General features: G+C 31.2%; 19 protein-coding genes. 10 read left to right on the forward strand and 9 right to left on the reverse strand.

Features of this window, described 5'->3' with window-relative positions; translation table 11 throughout:
- The first annotated feature begins 223 nt into the window (after positions 1-223).
- The 3 genes from murA to VF726_RS13780 all read left to right on the forward strand — a co-directional run bounded on the left by murA (position 224) and on the right by VF726_RS13780 (position 2,285).
- Positions 224-1,480: a UDP-N-acetylglucosamine 1-carboxyvinyltransferase gene (murA, locus tag VF726_RS13770; RefSeq protein WP_440168972.1), complete on the forward strand. Its 1,257-nt coding sequence runs from the start codon at positions 224-226 to the stop codon at positions 1,478-1,480.
- Between the two features lie 177 nt (positions 1,481-1,657).
- Positions 1,658-1,930 (forward strand): HU family DNA-binding protein, encoded by a 273-nt coding sequence (locus tag VF726_RS13775; protein WP_088364005.1) that lies wholly within the window; start codon positions 1,658-1,660, stop codon positions 1,928-1,930.
- Positions 1,931-2,039: 109 nt separating this feature from the next.
- Positions 2,040-2,285 carry a hypothetical protein gene (locus VF726_RS13780; protein ID WP_440168974.1) on the forward strand — a complete coding sequence of 82 codons (246 nt, stop codon included), beginning with the start codon at positions 2,040-2,042 and terminating at the stop codon, positions 2,283-2,285.
- A gap of 42 nt (positions 2,286-2,327) precedes the next feature.
- On the opposite strand, the gene VF726_RS13785 is transcribed toward VF726_RS13780, so the two are convergent.
- Entirely contained in the window at positions 2,328-2,747 is a 420-nt protein-coding gene (locus VF726_RS13785; protein ID WP_440168976.1) for a hypothetical protein, read from the reverse strand.
- 121 nt (positions 2,748-2,868) lie between these two features.
- Here VF726_RS13785 and VF726_RS13790 point away from each other — a divergent pair, with 121 nt between their 5' ends.
- Complete coding sequence (locus tag VF726_RS13790; RefSeq protein WP_440168979.1) at positions 2,869-3,477, forward strand: hypothetical protein; 609 nt, start codon at positions 2,869-2,871, stop codon at positions 3,475-3,477.
- 33 nt (positions 3,478-3,510) lie between these two features.
- Here VF726_RS13790 and recA read toward each other — a convergent pair whose 3' ends face one another.
- Positions 3,511-4,497: a recombinase RecA gene (recA, locus tag VF726_RS13795; RefSeq protein ID WP_440170176.1), complete on the reverse strand. Its 987-nt coding sequence runs from the start codon at positions 4,495-4,497 to the stop codon at positions 3,511-3,513.
- A 95-nt stretch (positions 4,498-4,592) separates the two neighbouring features.
- Positions 4,593-5,108 (reverse strand): hypothetical protein, encoded by a 516-nt coding sequence (locus tag VF726_RS13800; protein ID WP_440168981.1) that lies wholly within the window; start codon positions 5,106-5,108, stop codon positions 4,593-4,595.
- A 223-nt stretch (positions 5,109-5,331) separates the two neighbouring features.
- Here VF726_RS13800 and VF726_RS13805 point away from each other — a divergent pair, with 223 nt between their 5' ends.
- From VF726_RS13805 to VF726_RS13820, 4 genes are all read left to right on the forward strand, one after another.
- Positions 5,332-5,712, forward strand: coding sequence for a hypothetical protein (locus VF726_RS13805; RefSeq protein WP_440168984.1), 381 nt, complete (start codon positions 5,332-5,334; stop codon positions 5,710-5,712).
- A gap of 190 nt (positions 5,713-5,902) precedes the next feature.
- A complete protein-coding gene (locus VF726_RS13810; protein ID WP_088364010.1) occupies positions 5,903-6,379 on the forward strand; it encodes a hypothetical protein in 477 nt (158 codons plus the stop codon).
- A gap of 952 nt (positions 6,380-7,331) precedes the next feature.
- Positions 7,332-8,198 carry a sigma factor gene (locus VF726_RS13815; RefSeq protein ID WP_440168986.1) on the forward strand — a complete coding sequence of 289 codons (867 nt, stop codon included), beginning with the start codon at positions 7,332-7,334 and terminating at the stop codon, positions 8,196-8,198.
- An 11-nt stretch (positions 8,199-8,209) separates the two neighbouring features.
- The gene (locus tag VF726_RS13820; RefSeq protein WP_440168989.1) at positions 8,210-9,997 is read left to right on the forward strand and encodes an AAA family ATPase; all 1,788 of its coding nucleotides are present in this window, start codon (positions 8,210-8,212) and stop codon (positions 9,995-9,997) included.
- A 129-nt stretch (positions 9,998-10,126) separates the two neighbouring features.
- Here VF726_RS13820 and VF726_RS13825 read toward each other — a convergent pair whose 3' ends face one another.
- From VF726_RS13825 to VF726_RS13835, 3 genes are all read right to left on the reverse strand, one after another.
- Positions 10,127-10,573: a hypothetical protein gene (locus VF726_RS13825; protein ID WP_440168991.1), complete on the reverse strand. Its 447-nt coding sequence runs from the start codon at positions 10,571-10,573 to the stop codon at positions 10,127-10,129.
- Positions 10,574-10,738: 165 nt separating this feature from the next.
- Complete coding sequence (locus VF726_RS13830; protein ID WP_440168993.1) at positions 10,739-11,239, reverse strand: metal-binding protein; 501 nt, start codon at positions 11,237-11,239, stop codon at positions 10,739-10,741.
- Positions 11,240-11,300: 61 nt separating this feature from the next.
- Positions 11,301-11,765, reverse strand: coding sequence for an SH3 domain-containing protein (locus VF726_RS13835; RefSeq protein ID WP_440168996.1), 465 nt, complete (start codon positions 11,763-11,765; stop codon positions 11,301-11,303).
- 117 nt (positions 11,766-11,882) lie between these two features.
- Between VF726_RS13835 and VF726_RS13840 the strand changes: the two genes are divergently transcribed.
- Positions 11,883-12,254 (forward strand): S1 RNA-binding domain-containing protein, encoded by a 372-nt coding sequence (locus VF726_RS13840; RefSeq protein ID WP_440168998.1) that lies wholly within the window; start codon positions 11,883-11,885, stop codon positions 12,252-12,254.
- A 34-nt stretch (positions 12,255-12,288) separates the two neighbouring features.
- Here VF726_RS13840 and VF726_RS13845 read toward each other — a convergent pair whose 3' ends face one another.
- Positions 12,289-12,438, reverse strand: coding sequence for a hypothetical protein (locus VF726_RS13845; protein WP_440169000.1), 150 nt, complete (start codon positions 12,436-12,438; stop codon positions 12,289-12,291).
- Positions 12,439-12,545: 107 nt separating this feature from the next.
- Complete coding sequence (locus VF726_RS13850) at positions 12,546-13,355, reverse strand: NAD(+)/NADH kinase (protein WP_440169003.1); 810 nt, start codon at positions 13,353-13,355, stop codon at positions 12,546-12,548.
- Between the two features lie 151 nt (positions 13,356-13,506).
- On the opposite strand from VF726_RS13850, the gene VF726_RS13855 reads away from it, so the two are divergent.
- Positions 13,507-13,785 (forward strand): hypothetical protein, encoded by a 279-nt coding sequence (locus tag VF726_RS13855; protein ID WP_440169006.1) that lies wholly within the window; start codon positions 13,507-13,509, stop codon positions 13,783-13,785.
- Between the two features lie 427 nt (positions 13,786-14,212).
- Here VF726_RS13855 and VF726_RS13860 read toward each other — a convergent pair whose 3' ends face one another.
- On the reverse strand, positions 14,213-14,674 hold the full coding sequence (locus tag VF726_RS13860; protein ID WP_440169008.1) for a hypothetical protein: 462 nt from the start codon (positions 14,672-14,674) through the stop codon (positions 14,213-14,215).
- Positions 14,675-14,703 lie beyond the last annotated feature (29 nt).

The raw sequence follows: 14,703 nt of genomic DNA on the forward strand, positions 1-14,703 counted from the left end.
TCGAAGACATAAAAATTTATAAATAAAAGAGCAGGAAAAGTAATTCTTGCTCTTTTATTTATGTTTTCTATATAATATAATTTCACATAAGAAAACATATTTATATTTATCTTTTATTTTTTACATAATTATCAAGGAAAAAATATAAAACATAACAAATGTTTTAGTGATGTTATTTGCTGAAAGGGGTGCACAGTCGCGTTATTTTCGCGACGATTAAAATATGAGCGTTCAATTAAAAACTGATTCTGTTATTGTTTCTGGCAATACGAAACTATTCGGTACTGTTACAACACAAGGAAGTAAAAATGCAGCATTACCTGTATTATCTTCATTGGTTCTTGTTCCGGAAGTTGAGTTATCCAATCTACCTGATTTATCTGATATTCACGTTATGGTGGATATTTTAAAATACTTAGGAGCAACCGGTTCTTTTAAAGAAGGTGTGCTTCGGTTAGATTTAAGAAATTTAAAAAGTCGCCCTATCTCTGAGGAATTCTCAACAAAACTAAGAGCATCTTCGTTATTTATGGGCCCGTTGCTTGGTAAATTCGGCGAAGCTCGAGTTGGAATGCCTGGTGGTTGTGTAATTGGTAGTAGACCGTTAGACATTCATTTAAGCGGTTTTAAATCCCTTGGCGCGGTTGATCATAAAGACTCTGGAAATATTACTGTAAGTGCGGAATCATTACAAGGCCAATTCACGTTACCGTTCCCTTCTGTAGGAGCAACTCAAAACCTGATTTGCGCATCAGTCTTTTCCCCTACTTCGGTTCAATTAAATAATATTGCTGTAGAGCCTGAAGTATTTGAATTGGTTAATTTCCTTAATGCTGCTGGAGCGGATATTACTTTTTCACATCCTAAATCACTTACTATTAAAGGTGTAAAAGAATTAAAACCTGTTAAATTCAAAATTCAACCAGATCGTATTGAAGCATTCACACTACTTGTTGCAGGAGTTGCATCAAAAGGTTCTGTCAAAGTTACCGACTGTGTTCCTGAGCATTTAAGTGCTCCGCTTCAAGCAATAGCTGATATGGGCGTTAAGGTTGAATACGGAGAAGATTGGATTAAAGCTTCTTATGTTGGTCCTTTACAAGGTATTCAAGTTGAAACGGGTGTTTTCCCTGCTTTCCCTACTGATTGCCAACAACAAATTTCTATTTTAATGACTATGGCAGAATCTGATTCTATCTTAGCTGAAAAGGTGTTTAATAGTCGCTTCCGTCATCTTGATGACTTAAGAAAAATGGGCGCAGAAATGAAGATTGAAGGTAATATTGCAGTAATCCAACCTTCAACTTTAACTGGTTGTCGTGTAAACAGTTATGATCTTAGAGGTGCGGCTAGTATGATTATTGCTGGCATTACTTCTTCTGGTGTCACTACTGTTAAAGATTTAAGATATCTATATCGCGGATATGAAGAGTTTATCGAGAAATTAAACTACTTAGGTGCAGAAATATCTTACCGTTAATTAGATACTAAACACCTTCAAATAAAATGTAATATAAAAAGAAGAGAGTGGATTCCACGCTCTTCTTTTTATTTCGATTTTTATATAAAGGGTATACTAAAAAGTTGTATAATATAACAACGGGTGCAAAACCCTTAATATTATGCAATCAATAGATTGTTTTGGAGGTATTTTACAATGAATAAAACAGATTTAATTAACGCGGTTGCTGAGCAATCAGAACTAACAAAAAAAGACGCTACAAAAGCAGTTGACGCAGTATTTGATTCAATCACTGGAGCATTAGCAGCTGGCGATAAAGTTCAATTAATTGGCTTTGGTAACTTCGAGGTTCGTGAGCGCGCTGCACGTAAAGGCCGCAACCCACAAACTGGCGAAGAAATCGAAATTGCAGCAGCTAAAACACCTGCTTTTAAAGCTGGTAAAGCATTAAAAGATGCCGTTAAATAATTAAATAATTTAATTACATACAACATATATTAAAAACGAGTTCTTAACGAACTCGTTTTTTTATAAATTCAAATTAAATTTTATGAGTAACAAGTTAGGGGCTATTTTTTTGAAAGAAACAGATGAAATGTATGATTATTTCTATAATGTTGGTAAAGAAGCTATCCTTGAAATGGGCGATAACTTTAAGCCTTATTTATCTATAATGTTACAAAAAGGGATTAAGAATCATAATGAGAGCGTTATCTTGTTTGGAGCATACTTATCTAAAATAAATAAAGATAATGCGGGTTATAAAATGATATCCAAATTTAATTTCGAGGAATTCATCGATGAACTAATAGCTTTAGAATAGTGAAAAACCTCTTGAATTCAACAAGAGGTTTTAACTACCGGTCTATTTATTTTTTTGATTCATTAGTACTACGTTATCTGTGTTATCTTCACGATCGTTATCAGGCTGAACTAATTCTCCACCTTTTGGTGAACAATTTATACACTTCTTCATACCTGGTGCTGTCATTTTATATTCATTATCACATACTTCGCAATGTGCAACAGTGGGTTTTCTTCTCATACGGTGAACAACGGCTTCTCTTTTATGTTCTTTCTCACTTTTAGCTGCACAAGACTTACAGAAAAATTGAGCTGGATGATCTGGACTAAAGATTTCATTGCACTCAGTACAATTTCTATCTTCAGGGTTCCAATTGATTTCACGTTTCACAGGAACAAAAGTCTTCATAGAATCATTTTCAATTACAAATTGTTTTAAATCGTCTTCTGAATTAAAGACTTGAAATTTTGTTTTTTGCATATTATCCCCTCCTAATAAACGATTACTTTAATATATTTTTCAACGGTTTTTTATTTTTTATACATTTTATGATACCAAGGTTTTTTAAATAAAACAACTAAATATTCTTTGGGTGATATAAATGAAAATAGATCGTTATGATATGTTTTATGGTATATCTGAAACAACTAAAGAAAAAATAATGTATTGGATTTATTCAACTATATTTTCTGTAATATTAATGTGTTGGATTAAAGAAAAAAATGAAACGTTTTTACAATTAAGTATATCTTTGAACCCTAGACTGGTTGCTTCTCTCTTTCTAAGTATATTTATTCTTGGTTTAATTTTGTATTTTATTGTACTAGTTGTTATGAGTGTTCTTGACCTAAAACATTTTAAAAAAATCAAAAGTAGATACTTAATACAAACTAAAGTATTAAATCCATCACAAAAAGAAAGAGCTTTAAAGAAGATTCAAATGAGAAAAGGATTATATTCTGTAGTCCTTTCCCCAAGAAATATTTCTTCTAATAAAAAGTTAAGCAGCAAACAATTAGAATTCTATACAAAAAAATTGGGTACTAAAAATGAAATAGCATCTAAAATGAGATTCTTAGAAATTGTAGAATCAAAAATCGTTCAAGAGGTACAACTAAAAAATAGTGAAGTAGAATATCTAAATGACTTATTATTCTCCAGCGAAGATATCAAATTGTTCCAACGTTTACAAAAAGATTTAAAAAAATAAAACCTTCTTTCATAATTGAAAGAAGGTTTTTTCTTATACGCTTTTAATTTTTTCTAATACTTCGTTGTAAATTGTATCGAATAGTTCTGGGTTTTCCATCAAGAAAGCTTTTGAGTTTTCTCTACCTTGTCCAAGGCGTTCTTCTTTGTATGAATACCAAGCACCGGACTTCTCTATAATACCTTCTTCACATCCAATATCTAAAAGCTCTCCAGTTTTAGATATGCCTTGTCCATAGACAATGTCTACCTCAGCAACTCTAAATGGTGGAGCTACTTTATTTTTAACGACTTTTATTCTTGTTTTGTTACCTACTATGTCATTTCCAATTTTTATAGCTTCTGCTCTTCTAACATCTAACCTAACTGTTGAATAAAATTTCAACGCGCGACCCCCGGGCGTCGTCTCGGGCGAACCAAACATCACGCCCACCTTTTCACGGATTTGGTTAATGAATAAAGCGATACATTTTGATTTATTAATTGCTCCTGAAAGTTTTCTAAGAGCTTGTGACATTAATCTTGCTTGCAAGCCAACGTGAGATTGCCCCATATCCCCTTCAATTTCTGCTTTGGGAACAAGTGCAGCTACGGAATCGATTACAATCATATCGATTGCCCCACTTCTCACCAATGCTTCTGCGATCTCAAGTCCTTCCTCACCAGTATCAGGTTGAGCTAGTAATAATTCATCAACATCTACACCTAAACTTCGAGCATATTCAGGATCCAAAGCGTGCTCCGCGTCTATAAACGCTGCTTTTCCACCGTTATTTTGACACTCTGCAATTGCGTGTAGGGTTACTGTTGTTTTACCTGAACTTTCCGGTCCATATATTTCTACGATACGTCCTTTAGGATAACCGTATACACCTATCGCTCTATCTACCGCTAATGAACCCGAACTAGAAACCTCAATTTTAGTAGAAGTTCCCTCACCCAGTTTCATAATAGATCCTTTTCCGAATTGTTTTTCAATCTGTTTTAATGCCATATCTAAAGCTGCTTGTCTACTCATAATAATACCCTCCATTAAATGTTCTAAAAATATTATACTTTGTTTTTATACACTTATTAAAAAATATAAGAAAAAATAAAAAGAGCCGAATAACGGCCCTATTTATTTTTCACTTTTGATTTTTTTATGCTTTTCTTTTCTTTTTTTCTTTCGTTGTTTGCAATGATTGCATCAGCGATTGATTTAAAAATGTTCCCCTTTTTGCTTGGTTCGTTTGTTCCTTTGTTCATCATCATTTGTTCTTTTTTGGCTAACCTTTGTTTTTTATTAGTTAATCTTGATGTTAGTGCTAATAAAAATCCGATTACTAAGTAGCTAGCAATTATTATACGATTAACAGCCCAATCCATTTCGGTATATTGGTTTACATATAGTAGGAATAGTAAACTTGTAATAAGTGAAACAATAATTCCGTTAATTTCTGCGTACCTTTCACTAATTGTACCTGTATAAAAGGTAGAAATCCCCATTACCACTACTAAAACAATGCTAAATAATAATAGAGAGACTTTAAATCCTGTTACAACTAGAAAAGCAATTACAATCATATGTAAAATGACACTAAATATAGTACCCTTTGCAATTACGTGAATATTATTTATTGTTTCTTTCATAGAAACCTCCAGCAAATATTGAATTTGTCCTGCATTGGGTTTTCTTTATGAAAAAACTTAGATTTACCTTCTAGTTTAGTTGTATAAAAAAGATATTTGTATTATTAATGTAACGTTTGTAAGATTTTTGTTGCAAAATGTCGATATTCATTGTTATAATGAAATCCGTTGATTTGAAATTTCTATGAAGAGTTACATCTATTGTGTTGCGGAGGTTATTTTTATGAGGTTGGCATTGAAAAATATGGTACAAGCTGAACAAGAGTCTGGTACTCATTTATTAGCAATAAAATCTGAGTTATTTAATTTAAAGCAAGAAGGAGAACTATTCTTTCGTGCAGATTTAGCTTCTATGACTGAAAATGAAGATATTAATCTTTATTATTCTGGGTTTCCAGGTTCAGATGCAGATAGAGGTGCCTTCCCTGTTATGAATGAAACGTGTGTAGTTCCAAAAAATGAGGATGAAAGATTCCTATTTTTTAAAAAGCATTATGAGGCATATTATCCAGATTCAGAAATGGATATAAATGAATTCCGTAAATTCGACAGCAAGCCGTTTCGCGCAAAGAAATGCGTATGGTTTTATAGAAACGAAGGCTGATTAACATATGATGATCCAAAAGTACATATTAAATAGAGCGTTAAACAAAACGTTATACATATAAGAGCTTTCTTCTATAAAATAAGAGAGCTCTTTTTTGCTGTGCTTTAGAACTTTTTTTGTCTTCTTTTTCTTGAAATTCTTAGTGTTTTATATAGTATTACTTGTAAATTAGGAGGTGTTACTCTCTATGGAATTTGATAAGATAGTTACTAATTTGCAAGAAGCACATAAAAAATATGATCCGATATTAGTAAATAGAAAAGAAATTATTGACGAGGAAGTAAATCTTTTGCTGAAATTTGTGAAAAAAATATTTGATTTCACAACTAAAAAAACTATCAATAGTCGTGAATGCATTCTGATATATATGTTTCCAGAAAACGATAATGATCTGATTAGTGACGATGTTTATTTATCTCCTGATGGTTACATTACATATCAGGTATATAATGAAATTGCATATAAAGGTTTCGTACCTGAAGCAATAATTGAAAATGGCTATGTTAAAGTGCCAATTCATTATTTTCTTGAGAATGTTCCTTTAATAAAGATTATAAGTTTCTTTGAAAAACGACCTTCTATTTTAATAAATCGATCGTATGAAATTGATGAGCTAAACGATAAAAGAAAAGAATTTATAAATAACTTAAATGAAATGCTTTAATTTTAATTTAGTATCATTTGTAATCTAGTTTAATCTCTATAATTCAGTTCTATTTCCTTTTGGTTAATAACTTAGAAAACTGGCGCGAACATAAATGTTTGTGCCAGTTTTCTACTTAATGGAAGTATTTTAAAAAAATCTGTATAAATATCGATATAAAATTCTAAAGACTTAACTATTGCAAACTGTTGAAATTGAATTTTTATAGCTTCTACTATCTTATTGCTATCGTTGATTTTCTATGAGTTTGACTATCATTTTGCTATCGTTGATTTTTTATAAGTTTTACTATCATATTGCTATCGTTAATTTTCTATGAGTTTGACTATCTTGTTGCTATCGTTGATTTTCTATAAGTTTTACTATTATTTTGCTATCGTTGATTTTCTATAAGTTTTACTATCTTGTTGCTATCGTTGATTTTCTATGAGTTTGACTATCATTTTGCTATCGTTGATTTTCTATGAGTTTGACTATCATTTTGCTATCGTTGATTTTCTATGAGTTTGACTATCATTTTGCTATCGTTGATTTTCTATGAGTTTGACTATTATTTTGCTATCGTTGATTTTCTATGAGTTTGACTATTATGTTACCACTATTGATTTTCTATGAGTTTTTCTTTTTTGCGTCTAATTATGAAATTATTAGCTTAGCTGTGTTCCCTTCCCCTATTTGTAAGCTGTTACATTTCTTGTCATTAGCTTAAAAATAACAAGAGTTTTTTTGTTTAGTTATTCTATTGTTTTTAACTTGATCGGTTAAATATAATCTCTATGAAATTACAATTAAGAAATTAAAAGTTACTTATATAAAGACTCAATTAACCCTTTCACCATAGTAATTCGTTTGCAAATTACTTTTTGGGGGGGTCAAAATAAAAAAAGTTTATTTTTTTTTAAAATACTCCAGAAAAGTTTAGAAAGGTGGTAATCCTTTTTTAAGGGAAATTATGAATCCAGTAATTAATCAAGAAGAAACTAATCAACTACCAATCACATTATCCGATAATGAGCTATTAGAAATGTACAAAGAAACATTCGACGTAACTCTATTAAGAATTATGTATTCAAGGAATAAAGAAAACCTTTCTAATCTTTCTGAAGAAATGTTAATCGTATTGCTTCAAAATAGTTATGAAAATGTTAAACCTGTCATTTACAACTTAGTAAAAGAAAATAATTACGAATCATCTGATGAGTCCCTTGCTATTATGGCTCAAGAAGGCGATTCTATCGCTAAAGAGGTTATTGCCCTACGTTATGTAGAATACGTTAAGAAGGTTGTTATCGCCCTTAAAAAGCGCGGTAGATATAATCGTGGCGATGATGATGAAGATTTAATTCAATCCGGATATATTGGCTTTTTCAAAGCGATACGCGATTTTAAGATTGAAAAGAAACGTCCGTTTAGAATTTTTGTGCAGCACGTTATTAAGCGCCACATTGATTCAATAATAAGTCGCTCTTCCAATAACAAATTACGTACTTTAAATGATGCGTTTAGCTATCATTCCCCCGTAAGTAATAATGATTCTGAAAATACATTTGAACAATTACTTCGCTCTGAGGAATTCCAACCTGAACATCATCTTGTTGAAATAGAAACATTTTGGGAAATGTGGGAACTGTTATCCGAAACAGAAAAAAGCGTACTATGGTATTACTCTGAAGACTATGCTTATGAAGAGATTGGCCATTTCGTATTTCGCGATACCCACTCTACAGTAGATAAACAAATCAAAGCGGTGGATAATACGATGCAACGAATTAAAACCAAACGTATTGAATTTATTGAAGCTATGAAAAAGTCTAAGTAGAGGTATTCCCAATGAAATTCATCAAATGGAAAATGATTCTTAAATGGGTAATACTATTACTAGTCGGTATTTACTTAATTCAAATTTGTAATACCTTTTTTTCTAAAGTTACCTTCCGAATTCCTTCAGACAAAACTGTTGAAAAGGTTCCCTACTCTAAGTTTGTTAAAGAAATAGATAAATCTTTTAATAAGAAGAAAGAGCAATCTTTAACTGAAACTGATAAAGGTAGATTGTATTACTATGATGGAAAAAAATATTACGAAACTCAGATCCCTTACTATGATGCTGAACTAAATGGGAAAAGAACTGATGAAGCTACTCAAATACTTGATAAACATAATTTAAAATATGATTATAGAGAATTTGATTATCTAATGCTTTGTGTATTTATTTTCGTTATTATTTTATCAATATCTGCTTTCATTTCTATTGCATTCTTATTAAATGAACTTTTAGGTGAGAAAAAGAAAAATGAAAATGATTTAGAAATAGAAGAAAGTAAATTCTTATCTGAAATACCTAAAGTTAAATTAGATGAAATTGGCGGATTATCCCCTGAAGTGATTGAAGAAATTGATCAAACTATTCTACTTTTTAATAAAGCTAAAGAAACAACAGAATTCAAAATTAAACCGATTAATGGGATTCTTTTGTCCGGTCCTCCTGGAACAGGGAAAACAATGTTAGCAAAGGCGGTTGCTAATAAGATAAACGCAAGTTATTTTCAAGTTAGCGGATCTGAATTTGTTGAAAGATACGTTGGGGTTGGTGCAGCTCGTGTTAGAGAATTATTTAAAGAAGCTAAGAAAAAACAACCTAGTGTTATTTTTATTGATGAAATTGATGCAGTTGGTCAAAGTAGAGATGGTGACAGTAATTCGGAAGCAAGAAGTACTGTGAATCAATTACTAATTGAACTTACTGATATACAAAATCAACAAATTTTAGTACTTGCATCTACCAATCATTCAAAAGGTTTGGATCCTGCATTAACTCGGCCAGGTAGATTTGATTATAAAATTACGATTGAACTTCCCGATATAAAAGGAAGACAAGAAATAATAAAAATTAAAACTCAAGGTGTCAAAATGGCAGAGTCTCTTCAGGATAAATTAGATGATATCGCCCGCTCTATGTTTAGAATGAGCGGTGCGGATATAGAAGATGTGTTTCAAAAGGCTCAAATTAAAGCTTTGATGTCTAATCGTGACTATATTACTTATGAAGACGTACAATCATCAATTGAACGCGTTATTCTGGGTACGAAAGGTAGAATTGTGACTTCCGAGAAAGTTTTAAAAAGAGTTGCATTTCACGAAGCCGGTCACGCTTTGTTATCTTCTATTTATTTTCCGGGTTCAATTCAAAAGGCTACAATAGTCCCCTACTCCGGAAGTTTGGGATTAGTCTTATCTAAGGAATCTGAAGATAATTCATTAAAAACAAAATCAGAGCTTTTACATAAAATTCAAATGCTCTTGGCTGGTGGAGTTTCTGAAAGAATTTTTTTTGCAGAACATTCTGTAGGTGTTTCCCAGGACTTTGAACAAGCAAAACAAATTGCTGAAACTATGGTAACTAAATTAGGAATGACGCTAGATGATTTTTCTTTTACAACAAAAAATAATCATCAAGATGAGATAAAACGTATTTTGGATCATTGTTTTACTCAAACAAAGTCTACTATCGAAAATAATAAAGTAGCAATGAATATTATTTCAGAGGCATTATTAGAGAAAGAATCGATCTCTGGTGATGAAATAGATACAATAGTAACCAATAATCTCTTCGCATAAAAATTATTAGGTGTTTATTAAAGGGTGTTAATTAAAAATGTTCAAAAAGCTCTTTGTTTTACATAAATACAAGCAAAAAAGCAGATGATTTTATTTAGAATCATCTGCTTTTATTTTTTATTCTTTCGTTCAATCGAATCGCATTCCAAAATCGATATAATTAAGCCCTTCATATCTTCCGCCATCTTCATAGAGATAACTGTCATCAAATACTTTATCAAGTGTTCCCCATATTACTGGGTACTCGTACCAAAATTGCTTGGTTGTTATATCTTTACCGAATAGCAATCCGTTCTTATTTTGTTCTTCAATACTATCTTTATATTCCAGTGAAGTAAGATTTAATTCACTGCGGCCTAATAGCTCTTTATATGAATTGTCTTTTGTTGAAAATTCGATAATAAAGCCGTCTTCAGGATCTGTTCTCATTCCCCACTCTTTAACATATCGTATACGACTTATATTTAAGTTATTTACATCAATATCACTCGGAATTTTGCTCCAAGCTCCAATATATTTTCGTAAACTCTCTTCTATCAATTCAAACATTCCTTCTTCTAATTTATCAATTTTCACTATTTATTCTCCTTTTAAATCATTATTTCAAGATTTTTGTTGTTCAATAGTTTTCTATGTTACCTCTTACATTTTATTCATTATTTTTTCGTAATGTAAAAAACATTACATTTTAGTGCTGTTGAAGGAATGGATTGTTTTTAATACTTAACTTTTCCACTTGTTTTATCGTTTTATAACACGTTTTACTTTACTGGATACTACATCTGTTAATGTATGTGCTGTAGATGCTAGAATATTTCCTCCTACAAATGCTATTACACACTTCTTATGTAATGTGATAAATGTTTCAAATTGAATTATTAATTTTAGGTCTAAGTTAAATAGGGAGAAGAAAAGAAATTCTATAGCAGCAAGTAGTACGTAAAGAATAGTAATTAAATATGCGTATCTAATCAAATCACTTATTACATATCCGTGAGTCCATACTGATCTATGTTTAAACGTTTGATATGGCTTCCAAATGAATCTAAGCTTTTTCCATCTTCTATATGGTCTACTCCTTAAATCTAAGTCGGGCCCAAAGAAATAGGTTCCAAAAAAATATCCTAATATTATAAAGATACTTTCAAAGTATAATTGCAAACTTAGTACAAAAACAGAAACGCTAATTCCAAACAACAATAATAATATATTTAACTTTTCGTGTGTTTTTCCGCTAGCCATTACTTTCCCTCCTAGTTTCTAAATTATTTTTTCATAAAAAAATAAACGCATATTTCAGCGTTTATTGGAGGAATGTTCCTACTACCCATCCTATCGAACCTTTTGAATCTTTTACCTCTATCCACTGTGCTCCTCCAACAGTTGAAGTTTGCCCTGTAGGTGTTACTTGTTCCCCTTTTGACAATTGACGTACAACCTGTGCTGAAGCAGAAGCTGAAGACCTCATATTTAAATTACTTGCTCCTACTGTTTTTGGTGCCGGTGCTGGTGGTTGTTGCGTTGACGGAGGGTTAGGATTTGATGGTTCTTGATTATTAGATTTATTTTTGCCGTTTACTTGGTTTGATAATTCACTAGTTTTTACCTTCAGCTCTTTTACTTGTTTATCAAGTTGTTCATATCCCGTTTTTAGTTTTGTGACATCTTCTTGACCTTTCCCTTGTGAGAAAGCCATAAAGATTAATAAAACCGATATTAAAGAGATGAAAAGTAGAAACAATAGAATAACTGAAAGTTTCTTGTTCATAGTGTTTCACCGCCTCTTACCTTCTATTAGTATCTTTTTATTTTTTTCCTTTTTGAAAAGGATTTCTTTCTAGTTTGGGTTAAAAAATATAGGAGTTATTTTTAGGGGGTTTTTAGAATGCCGAAAATCGGTGACATCGTTGAACTAAAAGTTGTAAAAATTCTACAAGGTGGAGCAATTCTCTCTGCTGGAGATAAATTTGATTACTTTTTACCAATAAAAGAGGCTGCTGAAGGATACGTAAATCGTATGGAAGATGTTGTGAAAGCAGGTTCAGTTATTAAAGCTAGAATTACACGTTCTAAAAATCATAGAGGAAAGATATCATTCCAATTATCTTTAGCTCTATTAGATGAAGAAAAGTATCAAAAGAAGATCTTTGAAGAAAAAATGCAACGCTTCTTAAAATCTTCGGATGATGTTCAAAGACAATTAAGACAGAATCGTGAAAGAAAACAGGGCGGTCGCAAGAAAAAGCCTCTTAAATAAAAATAAAGCTGGATTCTTTAATTAGAATCTGGCTTTATTTTTGAGTCTCTAGAAATTTTATAAACTTTTCTTTTTCATTAAAAGTTTTCAATCTAAACAAACATTCCTGTTCTGTATTGCTTCTACATCTTCCATTTTGAACTGAAGTAATGAAATGCGTTTTGATAGTTTGTAGACGTTTCATACCATCACCCTCCTCGGTTGACCAAAATATCCAACTACAAGCACGACTAGAATTGATGTTAGGTTATTTTTTTGTTTTTTTGTGAAAAAAGACAAAAAATCTCTTGATTATATTTCAAGAGATTGATTGTCTTCCAATATTTTTGTTCTTATATTTACGGAATCAGTGTAATCTAGACTTCTGAAAAAACGAGCTTTAAACGGCGATTTTCTAACGACTACTGAGCGAATATCATTTAATTTAACTTCCCTACCATCACAGGCAATTCTAATAGGTATTTTCTTTTTATGATACGGTGAAATCGTAATTTCATTTGTATCTTTTAAAATAACAGTATGAAGTAAAGAATGATATGCTCTTGTATGAATAGGATTAAGTGGATTTAGTTGTATTACATCAGCGCAATCGTACGAAATTGCCCCTTTAGTAGAAATAGCATATGCTGTTGATCCAAGAGATGAAGATATAAGTATTCCATCCCCAGAAACCGTTCCAAACTTTTCATCATTAACTTGGATAGCGTTATGAATAATTTTAGTAGTCTTTCTTTCAACTGAAATATCATTAATAAAATACATTCTTTTAACCTGATTTTTCGTTGTGATGATTGCTTCGTAAATAGGTATTGATTGAATTTTGTATTGTTTTTTTCTAATCATATCGAAGATTCGGTCTACATCATCTATATAGAATTCAGATAAAAATCCTAAATTACCAGTATTTATTCCTATAAATATAGGATTCTGTTTCATATTCCTTTCAATAGCCTTTAAGTAGGTTCCGTCTCCACCTAATACAAATATTAGGTCTCCGTCTTTTCCCGTTGAATAACCGTTATCTTTAATTTTTTGCGATAAGTTTTCTCTTCGAGTTTTGTTATCATTTGTATTGTTATTATAGATACTAATTGTTTTCATCGTTATCCACCTCTTCGTTTTCTTTTTGTAAAGTATTGTTTTTCCTTCAAAGTCATAAGTCGGATATGTAAATTTCGGATTTTTAAAGGGAATTTAAAAATTATTTCGTAATATGATTTTGACTTATGATTTATATTGAGAGGTGTATACAATGGACCAAATCGAAATCCATTTAGATAAATTATTTGCTTCTATTCGTAGAGTAGCTGAAAATACAGGAAACCTTGATAGTTTTTCAGATATATTAACAATTAATCAAGATGAAGCTACAGAATTTAGTGATATGATTCTTCAAGCTATAGAGGAACTACTTGAAGAAAATAACGAAGAAACTATTGATGACCAAGAGGAGTATATGGATAGTCCAATCTATATGCTTAATGATGGCGACGATGACGATGATGAAGACGATGATGAGGACGACGAATAAAAAATAAAAGGTGGTTAATTAATTATGATATCGTTTATTCTTCTTGCAGCATTATGTATTCCCTTTGCGATAAAATGGAGAGCTTCTGATTTCCTATATTCAGAAAAAAGATATGGAATCTTTTTAATCTGGCTATCCAGAATTCTAACAAGTTTCTTTATTATATCCGCGGCATATTATTGGTTCGGAGAATACTCTTACTATTTAGGAATAGCTTTTCTTATTAATTTCGCTATTTCTATTTATCAAGAGAGGCGTTTATATTTACCACGAAAACAGAAAAAACAGTACTTGTATAGTAATGGGTTATCTAATTAAATAAACCACTTAACAACTTAATAAATAATAGAAAAAGCAATTGATTTTAATATCAATTGCTTTTTTACTTTACTATCCATTCAATATGCGACTTATAGGGTTCGACATATTATTTAACTCCTATGAGTTTTTTTAGTGTATAAAAATCCTCTTTTCCCAACATCTTATATAGCAATCCCGCGGCATAAAAACCACTGCCATATAAAATACCTCTTATAATTTCTTCAACTTCTTCTTTTCCGCCGAATTCCTCACCATACTCTTTAAAAAACTCTACATATTCATTGTTATCCAAATACTGTCGTCTAGTCATATGTCTAGTATCCTTACTATAAATGAGTTTAAGGATATCGATCAAATTTGGTTTCCCCATTTCTGATGATGTAAGTATTTTGAACGGTCTTCTTTTTCTTTCTTTATAAATTAACTGTACTTCCCATACGTTACAATCCCAATTAGGATATAATCCAACGTATTCTATAAACGGGAATTGGTTGCCCCCTTCATTATGTCGTTTAACGTGAGTAATAGTACAATCCAAGTTTTGAAAAATATATTCATAAAAATCCATATTATCATTTCCTTCTGTATAAGATTAGA

It is taken from the genome of Bacillus sp. Brlt_9 (assembly GCF_051948935.1).
In the GTDB taxonomy this organism is placed as follows: domain Bacteria; phylum Bacillota; class Bacilli; order Bacillales; family Bacillaceae_G; genus Bacillus_A.